Below are 26,261 nucleotides of genomic sequence, written 5' to 3'. Positions count from 1 at the left end.
GTCTCGAGACCTTTTTTGTTTCGTCTTATTGTATTAAAAGTGCACAAACGGAGTTTTTTAATAATTATCGCCAAAGGTTTAAATGATGGTTTTATATGTAAATTAATGAAGGGGTTAATTTAAAAAGCTAGATTCAAGTTTAATTATAATAAATGGTAGTAGTTATGAGTAATTAATAAAATACGCAATTAGTAACGAGATATAAATTGAATTATACCCAACAGCCAAATAGTGTAGGGATAGATTTAAAAATTAAAACAAAATCACTTTTATTTTTTTAAAATTTTAAAATAAAATCTTATGAAATTAACGACATACAATAATTTTTTAGTTGCCATATTATTGGTGTTTAGCAGCATGGTTAATGCGCAAACCCTTACCATTGTTAATGGTGGAAACACTGGGACATCTGGAACCAACTGGAGTATTACAGAAGCATCTACACTTACAGTAACTGGTACAGCAAGTGTAGATGCTTCTGTAATCGAAAATGCACTGGCAAACGGAAATCTATCGGTAGTGGGTAACTCCACCAATTTTGCGGTTACGGTCAGCGAAGCGATTAATGCCACTACTGTAGGTTATGGCTTAACAATTGGTAGCATGACCAATGCCGGAGCAATTACCATTAGTGATGATATCTCTCTTGCTGGTGGAATAGCGATCATGGGTGGCAATGTACAGTTGAATGGAAACATTACAAGTACAGCCACGGGCGATTTGTTCTTTCAAGGAATTGGCGATGTTTGGAGCATACGATTGGCAACGGGTAAAACCATTGAAAAGACTGCGGGTACTGGTTTACTTACCATGCAAGGCAATGGCCGTATCAACAATTCCACCAGTGTGGGTAGCATTCTGGCCAGTGGTACAGCTAGACTAGATGTAGTCATCATCAATGAAATGGATGAGGGTACGGCGGGTCTTTACAACGTCAGTACTGGAAACATTACCACTAATGGCGGACATCTTTGGATAAGCGCTGGTGCCAAAACGCGTGTATGGAACGGCTTTAGTGTAGGAAGCACTGGTGTTCCTGGAAATGCAGATTATAATGGAATAGATGTTACCGGAAATATTTCCACTAATGGAGGAGATATTTTACTGTGGGCCTTTGTGGGGTCGGCAGCCAGAGGTGCAGGTTACGGGGACATTACAGCGCTTAGCACCAATCGTACTATCAGTTCTGGATCGGGTGATATCACTTTGATGACCCGCTACAATGATTTTGTGAACGGCAGTCCCGATATCAGCATAAGCACCACGGGAACGCTTTCCCTTGCTCCGGCCAGCGGTTCCAGTTTCGATGTAGGTCTTTCGTATGCCGGAACAACCACGAGCGGCACCTTCACGGGTTCCGGAGGAATGGATGGCCTGATCATTCAAAACATGACATCACTCCCTGCGCTGGTGATTGGAACCTATTTGGGAACAGGAGTTTCTGGCGATAGTCCCTACACTTCGGCCAATACCGCCACCATCACGCTGGGCGCCGCGATCAGCATTGCCGGTCCGATCACCATCAATGGAGGAATCATCCTTGCCCAGCAAAACATCACTTCCACACTAAGCGGGGCGGACATCCTGCTGCAGGCAACCGGATACATCGATCTGGCTGCCAGCCATACCATTGAGACGAATAACGGGGATATTAGCTTCCGGGCGAATTCTGGAGGGACAGCAGTTGTCCTTCCCAATTCAACTACTGGCGCGATTACCCTGAACAGCGGCTCCAGCCTCTTGTCCACCGGAGGTAACATCACTTTGGGTGGAAATTTCGATGGAACAAAAGGAACAGGATTGTATGCAGCTTCTGCCAGAGTGGGTGGTTCTCCTGGCATATTAATAAACAACGCGACACTAACCGCAGCAGGGGGAAACATCAATATTTACGGCAGATGTTCTACCAGTTATGATGATGGAATCCGACTACAAGCAAATATTAGTACCACGGGAGTTGGAAATATTGGAATTTATGGGGATGCTTTTGGTGGCTTAACTTCTGGTATATGGTTTGGAGGAATCACATTTATAACGAATCCATCAACCATTGAGACAGAAAACGGAAATATCAATGTTGAAGGAATATTAACAAACTCCCAAAGCAACGGTACCTATGCCTTAAATTTTTATAGATCAGCTTATACTTCAGGTGACAATGCTAGGAATATTCAAATCATTTCAAAAGCAGGTAACATTCAAATAACAGGTGACAGAGGTACAACAAGTGCTGGGGGTATGGGGACCTCAAGCTGGGGCGATATTTATGCAGGATCACCCCTCAGCGCAAGCTGGACAGCTTCAGGTAATATTACATTTTCCTATTCCAGTTTCGTGGGCGCAGGGTCAAATGGTATCATAACGAAAACCACCGGGGGCGTAACCTACGAGCCGGTGTCCACCAGTTTTGCGGCGGCTCAGACCTTCCCGTACAATGCTAATTATACTTTGGCGTCGAGCGCGTCTAGCCTTACCATCGGGAAACCAGGCAATACAGGGAATATCACCATTGGCACGGCACAGACCGTTGCGGGACCAGTGTCTATCTACGGAGGAACCCTGGCGCTGACAGGAGCGGTGACCGCTACCAATTCAACGCTGACACTTGGCGCTGCCACGGCACTTACACAGGCCGCAGCCATCTCAGCCGGCAGTCTGTTGTTGTCGGGCGCCGGTACCTTCACATTGAGCAATACCGGTAATAATGTCGCCACCATCGTCGGAGGCACTTCCGGATCCCGCCTCGGTTCCCTTAGTTATACAGATGCCAGTGGAGGACTGACCATCGGGACCGTTGGCAGCACCATCGGGATTTACACTACTGGTGCCCTGTCGGTAGAAACCCTCACCGGGGACATCAATCTGACGGAGTCGGTGTCATCGAGTGCCACGACGTCCACAGCCCTGACCATCAATGCCGGCAAGAGTTCCGCAATCGGAACCAGTTCCGGAGGAAATATTCTGGTGTCCGGCACACCCACAGTCACTGTTGGCACTAATGGCATCGGCAGGCTGTTCAGCGGCCTGGAAACGAATAGTACCGGACTGACTACCTTGGCTGGCGGTTCCGGAAATGTCCGTTACAGATATGATGAAACCACTACCACGTTCAGTCCTTTGTTGGCCGGGAGCACGATCCATGCCATCTATCGGACCAATACGGGCAACGGAGATCTTACAATCGTCGCCTCCGGTGGAGATGCGATCAACTCTACCTGGTCGTTCGATAACGGCACCCTGACCACAACGAATGCCACTGTCAATGTGAACGCATCCGTGATCCAAGATTATCTGAACAGCGGCCCGCTGACCATCGAGGCGGGGAATGTTACAATCAGTTCTGCCATCAGCAGCAGTGCGGCCAATGCTTTTGTCATTAATTCCAACGGTGTTAAGACCATTACGGTGAACGCCGCTGTTTCGCTGGGCGGAACCGCTACTTTCAATGCCAATGGATTTGCACTTGGGGGTGGAATCAATATTTCGACCAGTACAGCTTCAGATATTACAATCAATACCAATGCCGATTTCTCTACCAGTACCACAACGCGCAGTGCCATCAGCAGTGCGGGTGGGAACATCGTGATCCATGCCGATAAGGATGCCAATGGAAGTGGTGTATTGGATCTGGATTTTCTGACCCTAAATCCGGCTGCGGGCAACACGATCATTCGTGGGGAGACGGTTGCCTTCAATATCGGCAGTGGCCAGATGCCCTATATCAATGGCACCGGTAGCTTTACCTTTGAATCCAGTGACGCGTCATTTGGTCAGATAATGTACACGACCTGGTTTTCCATAGACCAAGATACGAATGGGATCAACGGGTTGACCATCGGTAAGCCCTGGAATACGGCGAATGTCGAAGTAAACACAAACATCTCTATAGGCGGTCCCATTTCGATCTATGGTGGATATGTGAATGTGAACAACAACCTGACCAGCTCTGCAACGGGCGATATCCTCCTCAAGGGTATTGCCGGGACCAACCCATCCATTTGGTTACAGTCTGGAAAAACGATCACCAAGTCAGGAGGCACGGGGACTCTGACGCTGCAGGGGCATGGCCGTGTTTTGAACCAAGGTTCCATCACCACCAGTGGCTCCGGTCTGCTGAATGTGATCTTCTGGTCGGATTTTGACGACGACAACGATGATGGCGGCGTTTCTCAACAGGGTACGATCTCCACCAATGGCGGACATGTATGGTTGGGAGGCTCCGGTTCCAATGGTGGAAGTTACACCTGGAACGGTCTTACAGTAGGTGACGGACCATCGATAGGGGCGAGCGGATTCAACGGCAATGCCATGGACATCTATGGTAATATTACTACGAACGGCGGTGATTTTCTGGCTTGGGCAGGGGTGGGATCCGGAGGCATCGCAGGCATTGGCAATGACGGAAGCGGCGATATTGTTTCCGTAGGATCAGGGGACATCGTATTGATCACCGATATGGTATCTGGTAGTGCCGGTGCTGCGATGTATTTCAACCAAACGGGCGGAACATTTACGCTGGTGCCGCACGATGGCAGTTTCCGGAGTACATTCAACTGGAACCCGTCTGTCACAGCATACGTGGGTAGTACCGCAGACGATTATAATCTTCAAACGGGCGACTTCGACTGGCTGGGTATTGGTGACTTGAACAGCATAACAAGTCTGACCATCGGTTATTATAATGGCATGCTGAGTAATGGAATACCCGTCGAATTCACGAACAGTTCAAACGTCACCTTCAGTACCGCCACAACATCCGCGGGGGCCTTTAATTTATACGGGGGCGCTATCGCAATGAATACCAGTCTGACCACGACCAGCGCTACTAATGGAAACATATCGATCAACGGCACCTCGATTTCCGGAACAGGAAATCTGGCGTTAGCTGCCGGGCGCAATGCCACGATCAATGTGTCATCCACCTCTTCGTATGATGGCATCCTTAATGGCTCAGGTAGTGCATTTACCAAATTGGGTGCTGGTATGTTAACCTTGACTAAGGATCATACCTATTCGGGTCCAACGGTAATTACTGTTGGTAATCTTCAGATTGGCTCTGGCGGATCGGTGAGCCAAGCTTCTAGCGGTGCAATTGCTTCAACCTCAAGTGTGAATGTGGCCTCGGGCGCCAAACTTATTCTAGCGCCAAATGAAAATGTACTTTTTGCGGCACCAATCTCAGGTGATGGAGGTGTTGAGATCAAGGGAATGTCTGGAAGATATCTAAATACTTGGTTAACTGGAACCCCAACATTGTTTGCAACTAACACAACTGTTCTTGAAGCATTAACTCGTATTACTGGAGGTTTAATGGGGGGAGCCGCCATAGGAGGTGGTTCTGCAGCTTGCGGAGCATATCAAAAATCTTATACTGCTTCTGCGAACACTGGTACTTTACAACTGCAAGTGTACAATGGTGTTAGTCCGACGTTTTATACCAAATGTGTTTTTGTGAAATTAACGCAATCTGGTTTAAACGTTATGATTCAAGTAAACACGACCATCTTGGGATCTGGTGCAGGGTATAGAAGTGGAAATGTATTAGGAACAGATATTTCAGTTGGCGGAAGCGCTATGGGATTAGCAACTTCTGCCGCAAGCGCTGGGTATGGTATTTCTGAAGTCTATATGTCGGGCAAGGTTAATTTTACAGGAAACCTTAGCTATAGCGGTAACACAGTATTAAGTAATACAGTGACAAGTGTGTCGAATGCTACTAATATCAGTAGCTACACCTCCAAAGGTACCCAAGAAATTACCGACGCAAGTTCCAGTTTCCCCGGAGCCATCGTCAACAACGGACTGGTCATCCTCAACCGCACCACCCCGCTGACCATAGTTGGAGATATGAGCGGTACAGAAGATGTATTGCAGGTGGGCGCGGCCGTGACTATGACAGGCACCAATACGCATACCGGTACCACCACCATAGATAAGGATAAAACGCTGAATATCGGCGCGGGTGCTTCCGCGGGCTCCATGACTGGCAATATCGTGAACTATGGTGCGCTGACCTTCAACCGGACCGGAAGCTCCTCCTATCCCGGCGTGATCAGCGGTTCGGGTTCAGTGACCAAATCAGGGTCAGACGATTTGACTATGAACAATCTGAATACCTACACCGGAGCGACGACCATCAACGCCGGTAGCCTGATCTTAGAGCAGGATGTGCCGACCACCAGCAGCATAAGCTATAGCGGGGCGGGCACCTTGGTGATCCAGCCGTCTTCGGCCAGCTTCACCAATGCGGTGAGCTATCCAATATCAGGGTTTAATGTATCTAGTACCATTGGTGGATTGACTATTGGAAAATTAGGCAATAGTGCTAATCTTACGGTGACTAATGCAACTGCAGCTCAAGGACCTATTACTTTATATAGTGGTACGCTTACTCTAAATGCTGCTGTAACAGCAAGCAATAATGGAGCAATATATTTTTATTCTGACAATGCTATTGGAGGGCTATCTTCTCCAAGAGCTGTTACTGCTGGAGGTTTATTTAATTACATTCCACAAAGCAACAGTTTCAATGCTGCAGTGACCTATCCGATATCTAATTTGAATGTTAGTAGTGCTGGTTTAACTATTGGAAAAGAGACTAATACGTCCGATATTTCTTTTGAAAATAATACAACAATTGCCGGACCAATTACAGCTTATGGAGGCACCATCGCATTAAACGCTGCGCTTACCGCTACCAATTCAAATATCAATCTAACAGCAAGTACCGCTGCCACTCAAACTGCTGCCATCACCGCCAACGGTCTAGCCCTAAACGGTGCAGGTACATTTACCTTAGAAAATACCGCTAACAATATTGCTACCATCGCGGCGGGTAGTTCAGCTGCAAAAATCGGAAGTATTTCTTTTGTAGATGCTGCGGGTGGTTTGGAAATCGGAACGGTGAATCCGACAGGAATCACGTCCACAGGGCCTATCAAAATTGAAACGTTGGAAGGCAATATTACCCTTTCTGAAAATCTTGCGACTGATGATACTACTGCTGATGCAATCATCCTAAATGCAGGTAAAACTGCTGCTATTGGTACCGCCACCGGAGGAGATATTATCGTGAGTGGTACACCGACAGTTACTTACGGTACTGGTGGCCGGGCAAAGCTATTTAGTGGTCGCGATAGCAATAGTACAGGACTTACCACTTTGGTGGGTGGTGTTGGTAATAAACGTGTTAGCGTAGATGAAACTACCGTTACGTTTAGTCCGGTACTAGCTAATAATACTAGCTATGCACTATATCGTGCCGACGATATCCAAGCTTCAATAATTTCTAATTTTAACGCTGTAAATAAAATGTATCATGATGTTACTTTCACTATTGGAACACCAACATCTAATAGTACCGGTGCTTTTACTTATACCAGCAGTAATCCTGCCGTAGCCACCATTAGCGGATCCATAGTAACGATTCTCAGTGCAGGTACAAGTACCATTACAGCGAACCAAGCAGCAGATGGCAATTTTTCGAGTGGAAGTGTTACCGCTTTGTTGACGGTAGGTAGTGAGGAAGTATTGTTAATAAATGGAGGAACTTCCCATACCAATCCAAATTATATAGATTCAAATGGTAAAAAAGGAGGAAGTACTGGTGTCACCAGATATGGAGAGATTAAAAGTACAAAATCAAATTAAATGATAAATAAGACATGCAGCCAATGGCGGACTATCCTTTAAGATAATGACGTGTGGGTTGAGCGGAATTTAAGGGATGATCGGGCAATTTTGAAACAAAGCAACGAAAGTTATTGTTGTACAAACAAATAAGACTACCTGCTAATACATGCTGGTTGAGGGACTAAAATACAGGATTTTTGGCACGAGCGTGAAGCTTGCACTAGCGGTGATTATGGGATCTATCCTACTGCAATAAATAAGTGATCCATACCAGATTTCTCTAGGGTCAGCTTTAACAATTAAAAAGATGCATCTTTTGTGTATAAACATATGCATCTTTTGGTTATTACATACGCACTATTTATCCAATTAATCGTGCCTTTGTATAGATAGGACGTTTATCAAATTATAATCTATACATTTGGCCAGCAATAGTTTTTATAAATCTCTCGCCTTATTAAATGTAAGAGTTGTTAGTTAATTTAATAGTTAATAAATTTTTAATATAAAAAATTCTTTTTGATAATAATTCTTAGTTTTTCTGCAGTTATACCTTCTAGCACACTAGCGCAAGCGGTAAACAAGTATGGACAAATAATAGTAGTTGACGGCAGTGAAACAAAAGTAACAGCAGGCACAAACGTAACGGTAACAGGCACTGGCACAACCGCAACCCCTTATGTGTTAAATGCCACAGGCGGTTCAGGTGTTCCAATGTGGAATACATTAACTCCTTCCATTACAGCAACAACGACGAATCCAACTTTTATTACGGATCGTCTTTCACTAAACTGGAGAATGATAGGACCTAAAGAAATGGAATGTGTTTTTGTAATTAATACTACAACATCTGGTACTAAGGGTAATGGGGATTACTTAATTCCGGTTCCTGGAGGGTATAGTATCGATACTTCATTTGACTTTCAAAAAGCTTACACAGGCGGAGTAGGTTTAGATGATCAGATTGGATTTTGGAAAAATGCAATACCAGGAGGAGTAGGTCGCTGGACTAGCGGAGGAACCGGTGGATGGGATGTAGTTCCAATTGTTTATGATGCTACTCATATCCGTATCGTTTTGTTTTCTAACGGTTTTTATGTAAGGTGTTGGGGCAGTGCTGCCTGGGGATCAACAGGTGGTTTGTTAATTACAGCAAGATATACTCTTACAGTATTGTAAATTAGCGAGAATTAACGCAAGATATTCAAGACGACTCCACTCCCTAGGTGCTCGTCTGCAACGAGTAAAAACTTAAATTAGCTTCTAAAAACAGAATGTTTGCAACCTTTAGATTTGTTCATTGAAAAATTCGTAATGTAATGTCATCAATTATTTAACTTTTGTTCAATCAAAAAAAAGAATTCTTTAAAGTCTACAGATTTTAGTATCACAGAAAATGGATTTATTGCACAAGAGCTAGAAAGAATAATTCCTTTTGTAGTAACAGAGGGCAGTGATACAGAAAAATTACTTTCGGTTAATTACACATCTATAATACCGGTTTTAACAAAAGCGATTCAGGAGCAACAAAAGCAAATAGAGGCTCAAAATAAAAAATTGGAAGCACTAGAAGTATTGGTAAAGGAATTAATAATAGAAAAAAAATAATGTACACAAAGCGGTTTAATACAGTTAATATTTAGTAATTATATTTTTAGATGGAAACACAAAACAGCAATTTTGTTTCCGTTTTTTTCAATATTTGTTTATTAAAAAGATTAGTTGCGAGTAAAGGCTTAGATGCTCTTATGGAAAATGAATCTAAAATAAGTTTAAAAAGTAAGTGATAAAAATCAGCCCGCTTTTATAATTTCTTTCACCGTTTGCTCGTAATTCCTGATACTCTTCGCTTTTTTTATGTTTTTATGTACTTTGTGCGGGTTCGAGAAGATAACCGAAAAGTACTCCCATAAATGGTGCATTTTTAATAAAATGTGAGTCGATCCTGATAAAGACTCGGAGTATCCTTCATATAAAGTATCATGAAAGGCACTGAAAAGCTCCATTTTGTTTTTAGGATATTCAAATGAATTGTTTTTAATCATACTGGGCAAAAAAGGATCGGCTATTAAGCCTCGTCCTATCATCCAGTGGTCAATTGTAGGGAAACGCTCTTGCATTTCCTTGAATTTAGCCACCGTAGTAATATCACCGTTGTAGTATAGTTTCAGATTGGTATTGTCAACACAAGCTTGGAACGCATCTAAGTGCACACCTCCTTTATACAACTGTTTCCCTATCCGTGCATGAATGGCAACATTCTTAATTGGGTATTTTTCTAAGATGGGAAAAACATCTAGAATTTCCTCAGTAGTATCGTATCCCAAACGCATTTTCATCGAAACTAAAATATCAGATTCATTGTGCACTTTATGCAGGATCTGGTTGATTTTTTCAGTATTGCTGATTAACCCTGAACCCATTCCGCATTTGGTTACCATAGGGTATGGACAACCCAAATTCCAGTTCAATTCCTTATATCCCAATTCTTGAACATATTTAGAGACAAACAAAAACTCATCGGCATCGTTAGTAATTATTTGCGGAATCACTTCTAGTTCTGAATTGTTCTCGGGTAATAAATCTCTTTGATAGGAAGACTTGATTACCATTTTTCCGTTCAAACGAATATAAGGCGCATAGTAGGTATCAATACCTCCAAAAATCTTGTTTTGTGCATTTCTAAAACGGAAATCAGTAAATCCTTGTAGGGGAGAGGAAAGTAAAGTGTAGCTCATGTAATGTATAAAAATGCAAATATAATATACTTTAGGCTGTTATGGTTTTCTGGAGGAAATATGTTTCACATACTCATCTTGAGTAGCTGTGTTTTTCTAATCAAAAATATAAGTGGTGCTATAAAAAAAAAATAGACCTTCATTGAAAGTCTGTTTTTGATATACTTGGGTTTGTAAATTTATACTTTTCCTAAGGTGTATAGTTGCTCCATGGTAGGACTTAAACTTCCGCCAGCGGGTTCAAGTGTTATAGCAAAGGCTTCTGCATCTGCTGTTTTATCCACAGCGAATATTTTGGCCTCATTAGCAGTAAAGTCTGACAATAAACCAATACTGGTAGGTGTAAGTTGAGGTTGTAATTTTAAAGACCAAATTTGATACACCATTCCTTTTGGAGGTTCTGGTAATCCAGCAGCATCTATATAAACTACTTGCGTTTCCTTATTCCAATACACCTTAGCCGAAGATTCTGGTGCTGCGTCTTGGCCGCCAAGAGGTACGACAGTGTTTTTGATGTCTCTTACAATCGCTAAACTGGTTTCACTGGCTTTATTTTTAAGCTCTAGCTGGTTCAGCTCTTGCTCTATTTTTATTTTTTCAGTAGTTGCATTTACAACCTGATTGCTTGTTTGTTCTAGTTTATTGTATTGGAAACCGATACCTACTAACAACAGGATTGCGGCTGCCCAACCTACGTATTGTGCCCAATTTCTTGTAGGTTCCATTTCTATCACCTTAGTTGTGGGATTGAGTTCGAGTTTGGCTTTAATTTTCTCATAAATTTCTACCGAATGAAACGGAGAAAAACTGGAGGATAAAGACACGATCGCTTTTTCGATGGCAATTATTTCGGCATTTATATCCGGGTTGTTTTTTGCCATAGTAGTAACTTCTTCATTTTCGGTTTCACTGAGTAAACCATAAACGTAGAGTTCTAAAATACCTGATTCTATATATTCTTTATTTTCCATTATACTTTCAAATAATTTCGTAAATCATTAATACAATTTCTATTATGTGTTTTTACAGTTCCTAAAGGAATTTCCAACTCGTCCGAAGCTTCTTGTTGGGTATATCCTTTAAAAAACAATAAATCGATTATCTGGATACATTTAGGTTTCAATCTTTTTACAAATTCCTGAATTCCTATTGTATCCACCTTATTGACCAGTTTATTACTGTCGTCTAACAGATGTACGAAATTATCTGAGGAAAGGTTTTTTTGACTGTTATTAAAGTTTTTTGAACGTAGCTTGTCGATAGCTGTATTGCGAGCAATATTTAATATCCAAGTGTAAAAACGCCCTTTACTTTCATGGTAGGAATCTACATTTTTCCAGATTTTCACAAATACATCTTGAAGCACATCTTCGGCTTCTTCTCTATTTCTTACTAGAACGTTAATTACTGAAAACAGACTTTTTGAATACATATCGTATAGATGTGTAAATGCTCTTTCGTCTTTCTTGTAAATTAATACTAATAATTCGTCTTGGGTCATATTTGTTTAGTTTTCAGTCACAAATCTAGACAAACTTATTTACAATTACAGTGCTTTCTGGCATTACGCCTTTAATAAAGAATGGGTTTCAAAATAATTTTGTTTTTTTTAATAGTGTAAAACGCTCTATTCAAGAGGTTTAAAAAAAATGTTAATTTTTTTTAATTTTTTTAAAACCACATCGAAGACAATCCCGTAAATGATAGTATAACTTTTAAATAATAACAAAATGAAGAAGAAGACAAAAATGATTTTGGGTCTATCGCTAATTGCGATTTCAGGCTTAACTTTAGTAGCAGCGGATCACATTGACGCTCCATTGGTAACAGGTACTGCAGCAGACATTACTGATATGTATACATTTCAAGGACAAGAGACGGCTAATTTAGTTTTTGCGGTTAATACCCAAGGATTATTAAGTCCAAATGCTACAGCGGCTGCGGCCTTCAATGAGAATGTGATGATCGAAATTAACATCGACAATACGGGTGACAATGTGGAAGACTTGGTAATTCAAGCAATCAAAAAAGGAGATAAAATGTATTTCTTTGGCCCATATGCTCCTTCGGCAACAGGAACATCTAGTATGATTAATACAGCTGAAGCTTCTGGAAGTGTAGCCATTTCTCAGTACGGAGCTACTCCAGTAACTTCAACAGAAAACGGAATGAAGTTTTTTGCTGGACCAAGAGATGATCCTTTCTTTTTTGATTTAGGTCAATTTCAAGCAATTCTTGGAGGAAACGCTTCTGGGTTTAACAATCCAGGTACAGATACCTTTGCAGGATCTAATGTGCTTTCAGTGGTAGTTGAGGTTCCAAAAGCAATGCTAGGAAACGCAGAAACATTGAACGTGTGGTCAGAAACTAAGAAAAAACAATAATAAATTTTATTCTAAAAAATTCAAAATTATGAAGACAAATAAATTCAAGATTATAACATTTGCACTTGTGTGTGCGCTAGCTACAGTTAGCTGTAATAAAGATGATAACAATAATGACTCTATGGCAATGGAGATGGAAAGCATCGACTTCTCTGGAACCTTTATGCAACAAGATCAAATGGCGAGACCAGCAATAAACACGGTTTTTATTGCTTCAGGACAGCCTAAAGACGATTTTAATGCAACAATCCCATCTCAAATGGGAGCAAAATACCAACCTATTTTTGAGTCCAGATTATTAGCTTTGAACTCAGCATATACTACTAATGCACTAGGATTGGATGCGACTTCATTTACTACAGTTCTTGCGACAGATGTTTTAAATGTGTCTACAACTGGAAAAACAACGTTCTTCGACGGAACAAATGTTTTAACGGGTAGAGCATTGGCTGATGATGTGATTGATGTGGAGTTACTATTGATCTTTGGAGGTTCAGATGGTGCAGCTAACCCTGGACTTACTTCAGATAACGTAGATGCAAACGATAAAGCATTTACAACTTCATTTCCTTATTTGGCAGCAGCCTGGTAAGAGACAACAAAAAAACAGAGTGCTTCCTATAGGAAGTACTCTGTTTTTTTTTTTAAACAAAGAAACAAATAAAAAATACAGATTATGAAACCGTACAAATTAATCCCCGCTCTGGTTTTTACAATCCTTTTTATTTTCGCTTGCGATAATAAACCAAACCAGATAACAAAAATTGCTGATTACGATAAGTACCTTGATATGCAAGGAAATGAATCAACAGATTTTGCAAACAAAGAAATTGACTTCTGGCAGTCAAAATATGATGCTGCGCCTAACCAAAATAGCTATCTAGGTATAATAGCTTCTAAATATGCCACTCTTTTTGAATACACAGGAAACATAAAGAACCTATATAAAACTGAGGAGTTGTTAACGCAATCAAACGAAGCAAATAACTATTCAAGAGTTTCGACGATTCGCTCTTTGGGGCGAAATTATATTGCGCAACATCGTTTTAAAGAAGCTTTAGTTTTAGCAAACAAAGCACTTGCTATAGGTGAAGGACGAAAAGAAACGCAAAAATTACTTTTTGATGTTCAAATGGAATTAGGAAATTTTCCTGAAGCCCTAAAGAACTTGAATGCGTTTAAAGATATGAAAGAGTACGATTATTTGATACGTTTGGCAAAATGGAACGATCACAAAGGCGATTTAAAAACAGCGATCTCTTTCATGGAAAAGGCAAGGGACATAGCCGAAAAAGAAGATAATAAAACACTAAAAATATGGTCTTATTCAAATCTTGGTGACTTTTATGGTCATGCCGGAATGATACAAGAATCATATGATAGCTATTTAAAAACATTAGCAATAGATCCCAATTATTCCTATGCTTTAAAAGGAATCGCATGGATTGTTTTTTCTCATGAGAGAAATACAACTGAAGCAAAAAGAATTGTGGAAGCTATTGAAGTTACCCATAATACCCCAGATCTATTTTTGATGAAATCCCAAATCGCCCAATTTGAAGGTAATAAAATAGACGCAGATCTAAATAAGAACATATATTTTAACATGCTAAAAGCAGATAATTATGGTGCGATGTATAATAAATACAACACTTTAATATATGCAGATGAAAAAGCAAATGCGGCAAAAGCACTTGAAATTGCAAAAATCGAAGTAGAGCGTAGACCTACACCAGACTCTTATAATCTATTGGCTTGGTCATATCTCAATGTGGGACAACATAAAAAAGCACTTGAAATCGCCAAAGCTAATGTAGTTGGAAAATCATTCGAACCAACGGTACAATACCATTTAGCCATGATTTACAAAGCAAATAATGAAATCGGAAAAGTGGCCCCTATTAAAGAAGATTTACTTTCTAGCATTTATGAATTAGGACCAAACTTCGAAAAAAAAATAAATAAATTATAATAGAATTATGAAATGTTTTTTAACTTTCCTACTGTTCATTTTTGGATTAGTATCATACAGTCAAGTCGAAAAAGGAATTGTAGTAAATGAATTTGGTAACGCAATTGAGAATGCCTATTTAGTAAATACAGATTCAGATAGCCATGCGCATACTGACGAATTAGGTAAATTCACCATCGACAAGACAACAGTAGGAAATGTTTTAAACATAAATGCTTTGGGATATAAAAAAGCAAAGTTTGAGGTAAGTAATTCAGAAAGTAGAATAGTATTAGAAGATGATATTTTTAGATTGAACGAAATTGTCATTCAGCAAAAAATATCAGCGTTGAATGTGATTTCAAAAATTGATTTGGAAACGGCTCCGGTCAATTCTTCTCAAGAAATTCTAAGAAAAGTACCGGGATTGTTTATAGGCCAGCATGCAGGTGGTGGTAAAGCAGAACAAATATTTCTAAGAGGTTTTGATATCGATCATGGTACAGACATTGCTATTTCGGTAGATGGAATGCCAGTGAATATGGTTTCGCATGCACATGGTCAAGGCTATGCCGATTTGCATTTTGTCATTCCTGAAACAGTAGAAAAAATAGACTTTGGAAAAGGAGCGTATTATGCGGACAAAGGGGATTTTGCAACCGCAGGATACGTTGCCTTCCAAACTAAAGATCAATTAGACAAAAGTAGTATCAGTGTTGAGGCTGGTCAATTTAATACGTTGCGGACGGTAGGTTTATTTGACTTATTGGGAAAAAACAAGAAACAAAGCGCTTATATAGCGACTGAATATATTCTGACAGATGGTCCATTTGATTCTCCCCAAAATTTTAATAGGGTTAACTTATTGGGAAAATATTCAGCTATATTAGATGATAATAGTAAATTTTCAATATCAGCCTCTCGTTTTACGAGTAAGTGGGATGCCTCTGGTCAAATACCACAGCGATTGGTAGATAATGGAACTATTTCTAGATTTGGTGCTGTTGATGATACTGAGGGAGGAAATACTTCAAGAACAAATATCAATGCTACAATAAGGAAACCAATAGATGAAAATACGTTCTTGAAAGCCAATGCTTTCTATTCTAAATATGACTTTGAATTGTATTCTAACTTTACCTTTTTCTTAGAAGATCCTATTAATGGAGATCAGATCAGACAAAAAGAGGATAGAAGTATTTATGGTATGAGTGCGGAACTAAATAAGAAAGTAAAAAATGATGATTGGGATGTTTTATTTCAATTAGGTGTTGGCTTTCGTGCAGATGCAACCATTGATTCGGAGCTTTCACATACATTAAATAGAAGCACTACTTTAGAAAGAATTAAATTGGGAGATATTGATGAAACGAATGGATTCACGTATTTAAATTCAGAAATTAAATTAGGAAAGCTGCTTATTAATCCTGCAGTTCGATTGGATTATTTCAAATTTAACTACCAGGATAAACTGGCTCCGGTTTACAAGATGCAGTCAGAAACAGAGGTGAAGATATCGCCAAAGTTAAATTTCATTTATTCACAAAATAACGATTTGCAATTTTTTGTAAAATCGGGAATGGGTTTTCATTCTAATGATGCTAGAGTAGTAGTACAAAATAATGGAAAACAGATTTTGCCAGCATCTATTGGAACTGACATAGGGACTATTTGGAAGCCATTTCCAAAAGTGATCATAAATTCAGCTTTGTGGTATTTATATTTGGAACAGGAATTTGTTTATGTAGGCGATGCAGGTATTGTTGAGCCTAGCGGAAAATCAAAGCGTATGGGAATCGATTTGGGCTTGCGTTATCAATTGAACGACTATTTGTATTTTGATGCCGATGCTAATTATACTTATGCAAGGAGTATTGACGAACCAAATGGGCAAAATTATATTCCATTGGCTCCAGATTTTACTACGACTGGCGGAGTGAGTTTTCAAAAATGGGAAGGACTATCTGGGGGATTGCGCTATCGATATTTAAAAAGCCGCCCGGCAAACGAGGATAATTCTATAGTAGCAAAAGGATATGCTATAGCCGACTTTAATTTCAAATATACGCATAAAAGTGTCACATTTGGTATCTCGATCGAGAATATATTGAATTCTAAATGGAATGAAACACAGTTTGCAACGGAATCGAGATTACAAAACGAACCTAATGGTGTGGAAGAAATTCATTTTACGCCCGGAACTCCCTTTTTTATGAAGGGAAAAGTCAGTTATAGGTTCTAGAATAATAAATTTGTTTGATTGTTTTGTTTTTTAGCCTAAGGTCAGTTGTTTGACTTTAGGCTTTTTTTTTAACAAACGTTCATTATTAATTAAAAGTTAATGCGAAATCTAATGATTGCAATTTGTTTAATTTTAGTGAAAATATAATTATGAAAAAACTATTATTTGTAGCTTGCACGTCGGTACTGCTTTTTAGTTGTCAAAATCAGGCACAACAGAAAAAGACAGAGAATAATAAAAACGAAATAGCTATGACAAAACAAAATATCTACCAATTTAAAGTAGAAGATTTATCCGGAAACACTTTTGATTTTTCAAGCTTGAAAGGCAAAAAAGTAATGATTGTAAACACCGCTTCAAAATGTGGTTTGACACCCCAATACAAAGATTTAGAAGCGATATACAAAGAATATAAAGATCAAGGCTTCGTGATTGTGGGATTTCCAGCCAATAACTTTGCTTCTCAAGAACCAGGAACTAATGAAGAAATTGCTTCTTTTTGCCAAATGAATTATGGCGTGACTTTTCCAATGATGGACAAAGTCTCTGTAAAAGGCGGTGATATGTGCGCCATGTATCAGTTTTTGACACAAAAAGCGAAAAATGGATTGCAGGATTCGGATGTAGAATGGAATTTTCAAAAATACCTAATCAACAAAAACGGAGAATTAGAAAAAGTAATTGCTCCACAAACATTGCCTACAGATGCTTCTGTAGTTGATTGGATTAAAGGGTAATGCAAGTAAAACTATATTTTAACGCTAATTGACTACTTATTTATTTTAGAAATAAGTAGTCAATTAGCGTTTTTTTTTATTCTAAAATTAGTTGCACAAAAACAGAATGCAGCCAGCGGTCAAATTTAAACCCTGACTCTTTAATTATTCCTACCGTTTTAAAGCCGAATTTTTCATGAAAATCGATGCTGCTTTGATTTTCGGCATCAATCACGCCTATCATAGTATGTAAACTTTGCTTTTTTGCCAGTTGAATTAATTCTTGAAGTAAGATTTTACCAATTCCTTTTCCGTGAAAATCATTGTTCACGTAAACAGAATGCTCTACAGTGAATTTATACGCTTCACGGAATCTAAAATCACTATACATGCCAAATCCTACAACTACTCCATTCAACTCCGCTACAATAACAGGAAATTGTTTCGCTATTTTCTCTTCCAAAATTGCCTGCTGCTGCTCATAACTTCTGATGTTGTAATCATACAGAGCGGTTGAATTCAAAATATTGTAATTTATGATATCTAATATCGCTTGCGTATCTTCAGTTTTATAGGGCCTTAACTTGATTTCCATAGTGTAATTATTTGTTTTCAAAATTAAGAAAACTATTTTAAGATTAAAGAAAAACCTTAGAACTTTGTATCTTTGTCTCTTTCAAACAATAACGATGATTTACCCCAAAATACCTTTAGCACAAAGCATCATTCAAACCTGTCTTAGCAAAGGAATCACCACCATAATAATTTCGCCAGGTTCGCGTAATGCACCTTTGACGCTCGGTTTTGTAAACAATCGCGCTTTTCAATGTTACAGTATTGCTGATGAGCGTTCGGCAGCATTTTTTGCATTAGGAATTGCGCAGCAGAGCAAACAGCCCGTTGCTTTAGTTTGTACCTCAGGCTCAGCATTATTAAATTACTATCCCGCTTTTTCGGAAGCATTTTACAGTCAGATTCCAATGATCGTAATTTCGGCTGACCGTCCGCAAAGTAAGATTGATATAGGTGATGGGCAAACCATCCGACAGGAAAATGTATTCGCTAATCATTCCTTGTACAACGCTAATTTGGATGCAGCTGTTTCATTAGAAAATGATCAAAAAATAAATGAAGCGATCAGTATAGCTATCGACAAAAAAGGACCGGTACATATTAATGCGCCTTTTGAAGAACCATTGTATGAAACGGTTTCTGAACTTTCGATTGTGGTAAATAATATTGCTTCCGCAAATGAAACCCAGACGATTTCCATTGAAGAATTGGCACATTTTGCTGCGATTTGGAATAATTCCTCTCGGAAAATGGTTTTGGTTGGTGTCAATGATCCAAATGTAGTCAGCGACAAAACAGTTAAATCATTGGCTAAGGACAATTCGGTTGTTGTTATGACTGAAACAACCTCTAACTTGCATCATCCTTCATTTATCAATAACATCGACACTATAATTACGCCATTTACTAATGAAGATTTTGAAGATTTCTGTCCAGATGTTCTAGTGACTTTTGGAGGAATGATTGTTTCAAAACGAATTAAGGCTTTTTTACGAAAATACAAACCAAAACACCATTGGCATATTGACACTTTGAGAGCATATGATACTTTTGGTACATTGTCAAAGCATTTTGAAGTAGATACTAATGTGTTTTTTGATGCTTTTTTGCCACTTACGACAACGGTAGTCAGTGATTATTTTGAAAAAATAAAATCAGTTCAGCTTTTGCGTAAGCAAAAAGGAGCTCTTTATTTAGATAAAATTCCTTTTTCAGATTTTAAAGTGTTTGAAAAAGTAATGCCGCTACTTCCTAAAAACAGTCAGTTACAAATAAGTAATAGCTCAGCCATCCGGTATGCGCAATTGATAGACATTGATCCTTCGATAGAGGTCTATTGTAACCGCGGGACTAGTGGAATCGATGGAAGTACTTCGACCGCTATTGGTGCGGCTGTAGTCAATGGAAAACAAACAACTCTTATTACAGGGGATATTGGATTTTTGTATGACAGCAATGCCTTATGGAATAATTATATTCCCGAAAATTTCAAAATAATATTGATTAATAATGGCGGAGGCGGAATCTTTAGAATCTTACCCGGGCATAAAGAGACGCCTGTTTTTAATACTTTCTTTGAAACCTCTCATTGCTTGACGGCAGAACACTTAGCCAAAATGTATGGCTTTGAATATACTATTGCCAGTGATGAAAGTAGTTTAGTAAAGAGTCTGAATGACTTATATGCCCAGTATGAAAAACCTTCTATTTTGGAGGTTTTTACTCCAACATTGAAGAATGACACCATTTTGCTACAGTTTTTCAAAGAATTGGTGTAGCAGCATGAGATTGTCTTTGATGGATTTGCCTTTTTTCTAAAAGATAGTATTTGCAATTAGTGAAATAGGATAAAAGTAAAAAAGCGTTCACCGAGGTGAACGCTTTTTTTTATAAAAATAACTTTTAAGTATTAGCGTATTGGTATAGGGAATATGGGTAAACTAGAATGTCCTAACTCATCTACTGATTGTACTGCGAAGAAATAATTGTCTTTTGAATAGGGAATTTCGGCCTGGGTGTCTTTAACAAAAATTATTTTTTCCCAATGAGACGCAGCTGTTTCTCTGATAAGAATGTTATAACCATAAACTTTTTTGCCTTCAGGAGCATTCCAAATAAGAGTAGAGAAGTTAGTTAAGTCCTTTACTTCTATTCCTACATTTGTTGGTGCTTTTGGAGACCAGGCTAAATTACTGAACGCAGCTATATTGGAGCGGGTCACTTTTTTTACATACTCAAAATCCATAAACTCAGGAAGATCTCCGTATTGTATGTTGTTTTCTTTTCGAACATCTTGATGCTGATGATCGTAGTTTTCGTTCATTTCGCAAAAACGAATGGCTGTAAATCCATTTTGGCTGAATGGAGTGTGATCTCCTCCACGAAGAAAACGGTCGTTTCTGTACACTAAATTAATGTCTAACTGTTCTACATATTGATTTGTAGCTGTTTTTATGTATCGGGCTAATTGTCTCGAAGGACTATCGTTGTCACGATTGGTGGCCTTACGCATTTTGGTTTCGGCTTCCGTTTCTGAGTAAGGAATTGTTTCACTGAAAATGCGAACCTGCATATTATCTCTGAGGTTCGTTCCACTAGACAAACTATTCCCAATCATGTCGTTATTAATCATTGCCACAACATTCCATTTGGCATCCTTGGCAACATCGGCCAAATGTTTTGCTCCGTATAATCCTTGCTCTTCACCAACAACAGCAACAAAAATCAGTGTAAAAGGAAATTCTCTTTTACTCATGACTTTCGCCAGTTCCATCATCGCAGCAACTCCAGAGGCGTCATCATTGGCACCCGGCGCATCTGATTTTGTATCCATCACGTCGGTATTTCTAGAGTCGAGATGACCACTTATTATTAGTACGCGATCATCAGTTGGATCTATGCCTTTTAATGTTGCCATTACATTGCCCAGTTGGCTGTCTGTTGCAATACGTCTTCCGTCGGCTTTAATCGTAAAGTAATCAATAATAGAAGTTAGTCTTCCGCCAGATTCCAAAGCGTATTTGTCAAACTCGGACTTCACCCATCGTTGCGCAGCACCAATACCTCTTGTATTGCTTTTAGTGTCGCTCAATGTATGTCGGGTCCCGAAAGAAGCTAATTTCCGCACGGTAGCTTCGAGATTTTCCGCTTTTACTTCCGTGACCATCTTTTTAATTTCGGGATCGTTTGTAGTGTTTTGTGCGTAATTGTTATTGGAGATAAATACGAGTAGGAATAAGTAAAGAATTGAAGTTGGTTTCATTAATAAGATTTTTTTTATTTTCTCAAAGTTAAGAAAAAAGAAAAGGAAAAGAGGCGGGAAATTGAATTTTAGTATTTGCGCATCTTTTATAAGCTGACTGTTCTTAGTAGTTCGTTAACTTGAAACGTAAAACGGTGTAATTTAGCGCTGATGGAAATAGGTCTCTTTTTGTGTTTCATTTCTAAGCAAATGCATGAGATACTGCGGAAACAAGGACAATTTGCGATGAAGCAAAAGCAAGTCTTGCTAATAAAAATAGTAGAAATAGCTGATTTTAAGGTTGATTTTTTTGTGGAACGTTTCCTAATATACTATTTTCAATCTTCGTACATTTGCAGCTTAGAAAAAAGAATGAAATGATTGAAATAGGAAAATACAACACGCTGACAATATTACGTGATACTAAAGTAGGTTTGTTTTTGGGTACACCAGAAACAGATCCAGAAGGACTACACGATATACTCTTACCTAACAAATACGTGCCTAACGAATTTGAAATTGGAGAAGAGCTTATCGTTTTTGTTTATTTAGACCATGAAGAGCGTCCCGTTGCGACCTCGTTAGAACCATATATATTACTGAATGAATTCGCACTTTTACGTGTGAATTATGTCAATCAGATTGGTGCTTTTATGGATTGGGGAATGGAGAAAGATATTCTGGTTCCTTTTAAAGAGCAAGCTCGCCCAATGGAAAAAGGAAAACGTTACTTGGTTTATCTATATATGGATGAAAAGACCAACCGTTTAGTAGCGTCGAGTAAAACAAACCAATTCTTGAAAAACGAGGAGTTGACTGTTGAAAAAGGAGAAGAAGTAGATTTGATTGTTTCCCATATAACTGAACTTGGAATCAATGTGATTATAAATGAACAACATAAAGGATTGTTGTATAAAGATGAGGTTTATGACGATGCTATTCGTACAGGGGATCGCATGCGAGGTTACATTAAAACGATTCGTCCTGACAATAAAATCGATGTTGCCCTTCAGATTCAGGGGTATCAAAGCATCGAGCCTAATGCCGATATAATCCTTGATGAACTAAGAGCCAGTCGCGGCTTCTTGCGATTGACTGATAATTCGCATCCTGAAGACATTAAAACGGTTTTGAAAATGAGTAAAAAGACATTCAAAAAAGCGATTGGAGCTTTATATAGGGAAAAATTAATTGAAATTAAGGAAGACGGAATCTACTTAATTAAGGAATAAAAAAAAGAAAGACTAATCGCGATGATTAGTCTTTCTCTTTTTAGTTTGTTTCGAATAATCGAAATACAAAACTAAAAATAATTTAGGATAAACGTTTACTTACAAGCTAGACTCATATTATAATAAAAACCGTTTGGTTTATTTTTATTATATAAAGACAATTACTCCAAAGTATTGCTGATATTTAAATTATATTAAGCAGCGACATGGTTTTAAATTCTTTCTTTTAACCGTAGGTGTTATTATAGTCCTTTCACAATTTCGGTAAATGTTTTTCCCGTTTTCTCACTTTTTTTGTTAGTATTATTTAAGACCGCTAAATAAAGAGAGACGAAATTTTTACATTTAATCAAGATATTCTTTTTTTAGGTTAATAAATCAGTGAAATTAAGGGTTTAATCAGACTTCTTAATTTGCAATCATCTGATTAACATTGTTTAAAAGTAATCTTTATTTTAGTCGCAGACTGTTAATTTTTAATCTTTTTTTAATTTTTAACACTAGGACTACCGCATCAGAGGTCTATTACAAAAGCTTAGCACAATAGAGTTGCATTAACTGCAAAAAATGATTTATTTTTACGCTAAATAACTTAAATCGATTGGAATGGATTGGATAACAGTAAAAGAATACGAAGATATCACCTATAAAAAATGCAATGGTGTCGCAAGAATAGCATTCAACAGACCCGATGTACGAAATGCTTTTCGTCCCAAAACGACCTCAGAGTTGTATAGTGCATTTTATGATGCCCAAGAAGATACTTCTATAGGTGTTGTTTTGCTATCTGCTGAAGGTCCTTCATCTAAAGATGGTGTCTATTCTTTTTGTAGCGGTGGCGATCAAAACGCACGTGGTCATCAAGGCTATGTGGGAGAGGATGGACAACATCGTTTAAATATACTTGAAGTACAGCGCTTAATACGTTTTATGCCTAAGGTAGTAATTGCAGTGATTCCAGGATGGGCAGTTGGAGGCGGGCATAGTTTACATGTAGTTTGCGATTTGAGCTTAGCTAGTAAGGAACATGCGATATTCAAACAAACAGATGCGGATGTTACTAGTTTTGATGGAGGATATGGTTCTGCTTATTTAGCTAAAATGGTGGGACAGAAAAAAGCTCGTGAAATTTTCTTCTTAGGGCGTAATTATTCAGCTCAAGACGCTATGGATATGGGAATGGTAAATGCCGTGATTCCTCATGCTGAATTAGAGGATACCGCTTATGAATGGGCACAGGAAATTTTAGGAAAGTCACCTATGGCGATCAAAATGTTGAAATTCGCAATGAACCTTACTGATGATGGAATGGTAGGACAGCAGGTTTTTGCTGGTGAAGCTACAAGATTAGCTTACATGACCGAAGAAGCCAAAGAGGGAAGAAATGCATTTCTTGAAAAGAGAAAGCCAAACTTTGAAAAAAAATGGTTACCATAAAAAAAATAGTTTCAAGTTTCAAGTTTAAATTTGTCTTTACCACTTTAAACTTTTAAGTCTTAAACTTTAAACCATAAATAATGGAGAATTTTACAAATGAAACTATTGATACGACACAGCTTCCTAGATTTGAAGAAGTAGAATTTTCGGTTTTGCATCCCAGTTATTGGAAAGTAACTTTAATAAATACCTTTTTCTTTTTTTTGATTTTAGCTATTGGGCTTGGATTGCTACTGTTTTTTAATCAAGGATTATTGGTGTTCCTTGTCGAAATTTCAATTGCTTTTTTTCTGTTCTTTTTTACGTTTTTAACCCTGTCTAGAATTAGTTTCAAGAAAAAAGGCTTTGCTTTCAGGACTCATGATGTACTTTATAGATATGGAATTATAGCTACAAATACGGTTGTAATCCCTTATAATAGAGTGCAACATGTGGCTTTACATGAAGGGTTTATTTCGCGTTTTTTTGGTCTGGCTAATATAGAGGTTTTTACTGCCGGTGGTAGTTCAAGTGACATTCAGATTCCAGGAATAGAAATAGAACAGGCTGAGAACATCAAACAGTTATTGATGGGGAAAATCCAAAAACAACTGTAATGGAGGAGGGATTTAAACAACCACAACGTCAGTCTTCCATAGGCGTATTGTTGATGTTTGTGGATACTTTGCAACAATGGGGAAGGGGCCTCTGGCCTATTTTGGTAGTATATATCTTTAAATTTGATGAGCTCAATAAAGCCTATCTTTTTATTGGAATAAGTGTTTTATTGGTTGCCATTGGAATTGTCGCTTACCTGAAGTACCTGAACTTCACTTTCTATTTAGATAATAAAAATGAAGAGTTTATTATCAATGAAGGGATTTTGAATAAAACAAAAACCATTATTCAGCTTAGTAAAATTCAGCAGGTGAACATCAATCAATCTTTGTTACAAAGGATTATCAGTGTTTATGAACTGGATGTGGATACTGCGGGAAGTAATAAAAAAGAAGGAAAAATAAAAGCGATTTCGCACCCAGTGGCTTTGGCATTGAAGGCTCGTTTAATAGAAAATGAAAAAATTGAGGTCGACTGTGAAACATCAGAGCTAGGACCTAAAACAGATACGGCTGGAGAGCGTCCCTTTATGACAATTAGCTTTTTGAGCTTGTTAAAAGTAGGAATCACGTCAAACTATGTACGGAGCTTGGGTTTGATTCTGGCTTTCTTTGCTACTATTTATGAAAACAGTAAAAATTTCCTGGCCAGTTCAGATTTTGACGAAAAAAAAATAGATGCCTATTTAGATAAAAGTGCAGTGATTCCATCGGTAGCTATCATCGTTTTGCTGCTGTTTTGCAGTATATTGATAATCAATTTGGTTCGTGTTATTTTCAGGTATTTTGGGTATAAAATTGCTAGGCAAAACGGATCATTGTTGCTTTCATTTGGTTTGTTGAGTACAAAAAGTACGATTATTAAGCCGGAAAAGGTGCAAATAGTCACAATTACTAGGAATTTTTTCCAAAAGAAAATGAATATACTAGAGCTTAAAATCAAGCAGGCTACTAGCGGTGAAAAAGAAGGGCGGAAGTCGGTTATTGAAATTCCAGGTTGCAACGAAAAAGAGAGTGTTGAAATACTGAATTTACTGTTCCTAAAAACTCCCAAAAAAGGAATAATGCTCAAGCCAAATTTTCGTAAATTAGTTTTCATGATATTCCTATCAATAGTATTACCTTTAAGTGGTTTTTTAGCATTTGTGAAGTATATCGAGCCTCGATTTTTGGATTTTGCATATGTGCTGCCTTTATATGTGTTTTTTGTTGGGAGCGTTGTTTATTTTGGATTTAGGAATAATCGATTGTTTATAAATGACAATTTCATCATCAAACAAAGTGGCGCTTGGGATGTCGATAATAAAATCATTGAACTGGGAAAAATTCAAGCGATCACAACTTCACAATTTTTTTGGCATAAAAGAGCTGATATTGGATCAATAACAATACATACAGCTGGTGGAAATGTTGCTTTTCAATTAGGGAATTATTCTGAAATTAAGCGTTACGTCAACCTTTGGCTCTATGAATTGGAGACCTCAAATAGTAATTGGATGTAGGCTTTGGATAAAAAATA

At 38.4% G+C, this 26,261-nt stretch carries 19 protein-coding genes; 12 read left to right on the top strand and 7 right to left on the bottom strand.

The annotated features are described in order from the left end of the window. Positions 1-269 precede the first annotated feature (269 nt). Both ACEN2H_RS12330 and ACEN2H_RS12325 read right to left on the bottom strand, forming a co-directional pair. The gene (locus tag ACEN2H_RS12330; protein WP_441732804.1) at positions 270-572 is read right to left on the bottom strand and encodes a hypothetical protein; all 303 of its coding nucleotides are present in this window, start codon (positions 570-572) and stop codon (positions 270-272) included. Between the two features lie 2,715 nt (positions 573-3,287). Beyond that, positions 3,288-3,608, bottom strand: a complete 321-nt coding sequence (locus ACEN2H_RS12325; RefSeq protein ID WP_441732802.1) for a hypothetical protein — start codon at positions 3,606-3,608, stop codon at positions 3,288-3,290. 601 nt (positions 3,609-4,209) lie between these two features. Between ACEN2H_RS12325 and ACEN2H_RS12320 the strand changes: the two genes are divergently transcribed. Both ACEN2H_RS12320 and ACEN2H_RS12315 read left to right on the top strand, forming a co-directional pair. Further along, complete coding sequence (locus ACEN2H_RS12320) at positions 4,210-7,650, top strand: beta strand repeat-containing protein (protein WP_441732800.1); 3,441 nt, start codon at positions 4,210-4,212, stop codon at positions 7,648-7,650. A 501-nt stretch (positions 7,651-8,151) separates the two neighbouring features. Then, positions 8,152-8,811 carry a hypothetical protein gene (locus tag ACEN2H_RS12315; protein WP_441732798.1) on the top strand — a complete coding sequence of 220 codons (660 nt, stop codon included), beginning with the start codon at positions 8,152-8,154 and terminating at the stop codon, positions 8,809-8,811. A 614-nt stretch (positions 8,812-9,425) separates the two neighbouring features. Here ACEN2H_RS12315 and ACEN2H_RS12310 read toward each other — a convergent pair. The 3 genes from ACEN2H_RS12310 to ACEN2H_RS12300 all read right to left on the bottom strand — a co-directional run bounded on the left by ACEN2H_RS12310 (position 9,426) and on the right by ACEN2H_RS12300 (position 11,871). Continuing rightward, positions 9,426-10,370 carry a tRNA dihydrouridine synthase gene (locus tag ACEN2H_RS12310; protein WP_441732797.1) on the bottom strand — a complete coding sequence of 315 codons (945 nt, stop codon included), beginning with the start codon at positions 10,368-10,370 and terminating at the stop codon, positions 9,426-9,428. A 179-nt stretch (positions 10,371-10,549) separates the two neighbouring features. Continuing rightward, positions 10,550-11,341, bottom strand: coding sequence for an anti-sigma factor (locus tag ACEN2H_RS12305; protein ID WP_441732795.1), 792 nt, complete (start codon positions 11,339-11,341; stop codon positions 10,550-10,552). Beyond that, positions 11,341-11,871 carry an RNA polymerase sigma factor gene (locus ACEN2H_RS12300; RefSeq protein WP_441732793.1) on the bottom strand — a complete coding sequence of 177 codons (531 nt, stop codon included), beginning with the start codon at positions 11,869-11,871 and terminating at the stop codon, positions 11,341-11,343. Before ACEN2H_RS12300 ends, ACEN2H_RS12305 begins: the two co-directional genes overlap by 1 nt. 229 nt (positions 11,872-12,100) lie before the next feature. Between ACEN2H_RS12300 and ACEN2H_RS12295 the strand changes: the two genes are divergently transcribed. The 5 genes from ACEN2H_RS12295 to ACEN2H_RS12275 all read left to right on the top strand — a co-directional run bounded on the left by ACEN2H_RS12295 (position 12,101) and on the right by ACEN2H_RS12275 (position 17,684). After that, complete coding sequence (locus tag ACEN2H_RS12295) at positions 12,101-12,754, top strand: DUF4331 family protein (RefSeq protein WP_441732791.1); 654 nt, start codon at positions 12,101-12,103, stop codon at positions 12,752-12,754. Between the two features lie 28 nt (positions 12,755-12,782). Continuing rightward, positions 12,783-13,346, top strand: a complete 564-nt coding sequence (locus ACEN2H_RS12290) for a DUF4331 family protein (protein ID WP_441732789.1) — start codon at positions 12,783-12,785, stop codon at positions 13,344-13,346. Between the two features lie 84 nt (positions 13,347-13,430). Next, positions 13,431-14,726, top strand: a complete 1,296-nt coding sequence (locus ACEN2H_RS12285) for a tetratricopeptide repeat protein (protein WP_441732788.1) — start codon at positions 13,431-13,433, stop codon at positions 14,724-14,726. A 7-nt stretch (positions 14,727-14,733) separates the two neighbouring features. Beyond that, positions 14,734-16,947 carry a TonB-dependent receptor gene (locus tag ACEN2H_RS12280; protein ID WP_441732786.1) on the top strand — a complete coding sequence of 738 codons (2,214 nt, stop codon included), beginning with the start codon at positions 14,734-14,736 and terminating at the stop codon, positions 16,945-16,947. Positions 16,948-17,096: 149 nt separating this feature from the next. Beyond that, positions 17,097-17,684 carry a glutathione peroxidase gene (locus ACEN2H_RS12275; RefSeq protein ID WP_441732784.1) on the top strand — a complete coding sequence of 196 codons (588 nt, stop codon included), beginning with the start codon at positions 17,097-17,099 and terminating at the stop codon, positions 17,682-17,684. Between the two features lie 76 nt (positions 17,685-17,760). Here the strand turns inward: ACEN2H_RS12275 and ACEN2H_RS12270 are convergent, their stop codons facing one another. Further along, entirely contained in the window at positions 17,761-18,258 is a 498-nt protein-coding gene (locus ACEN2H_RS12270) for a GNAT family N-acetyltransferase (RefSeq protein WP_441732782.1), read from the bottom strand. A gap of 94 nt (positions 18,259-18,352) precedes the next feature. Here ACEN2H_RS12270 and menD point away from each other — a divergent pair, with 94 nt between their 5' ends. Then, on the top strand, positions 18,353-20,014 hold the full coding sequence (gene menD / locus ACEN2H_RS12265) for a 2-succinyl-5-enolpyruvyl-6-hydroxy-3-cyclohexene-1-carboxylic-acid synthase (protein ID WP_441732781.1): 1,662 nt from the start codon (positions 18,353-18,355) through the stop codon (positions 20,012-20,014). A 131-nt stretch (positions 20,015-20,145) separates the two neighbouring features. Here menD and ACEN2H_RS12260 read toward each other — a convergent pair whose 3' ends face one another. Continuing rightward, entirely contained in the window at positions 20,146-21,498 is a 1,353-nt protein-coding gene (locus ACEN2H_RS12260; protein ID WP_441732779.1) for a M28 family metallopeptidase, read from the bottom strand. 356 nt (positions 21,499-21,854) lie between these two features. Between ACEN2H_RS12260 and ACEN2H_RS12255 the strand changes: the two genes are divergently transcribed. From ACEN2H_RS12255 to ACEN2H_RS12240, 4 genes are all read left to right on the top strand, one after another. Beyond that, complete coding sequence (locus tag ACEN2H_RS12255) at positions 21,855-22,709, top strand: CvfB family protein (protein WP_441732777.1); 855 nt, start codon at positions 21,855-21,857, stop codon at positions 22,707-22,709. Between the two features lie 606 nt (positions 22,710-23,315). Then, on the top strand, positions 23,316-24,146 hold the full coding sequence (locus ACEN2H_RS12250) for a 1,4-dihydroxy-2-naphthoyl-CoA synthase (RefSeq protein ID WP_441732775.1): 831 nt from the start codon (positions 23,316-23,318) through the stop codon (positions 24,144-24,146). A gap of 80 nt (positions 24,147-24,226) precedes the next feature. Continuing rightward, the gene (locus ACEN2H_RS12245) at positions 24,227-24,742 is read left to right on the top strand and encodes a PH domain-containing protein (protein WP_441732773.1); all 516 of its coding nucleotides are present in this window, start codon (positions 24,227-24,229) and stop codon (positions 24,740-24,742) included. After that, positions 24,742-26,244 carry a PH domain-containing protein gene (locus ACEN2H_RS12240; protein WP_441732771.1) on the top strand — a complete coding sequence of 501 codons (1,503 nt, stop codon included), beginning with the start codon at positions 24,742-24,744 and terminating at the stop codon, positions 26,242-26,244. Before ACEN2H_RS12245 ends, ACEN2H_RS12240 begins: the two co-directional genes overlap by 1 nt. Positions 26,245-26,261: the final 17 nt, after the last annotated feature.

The sequence above is a fragment of the Flavobacterium sp. W22_SRS_FP1 genome, assembly GCF_052113685.1.
Lineage (GTDB): Bacteria > Bacteroidota > Bacteroidia > Flavobacteriales > Flavobacteriaceae > Flavobacterium.
This window is presented reverse-complemented; position numbering and strand designations above follow the sequence as displayed.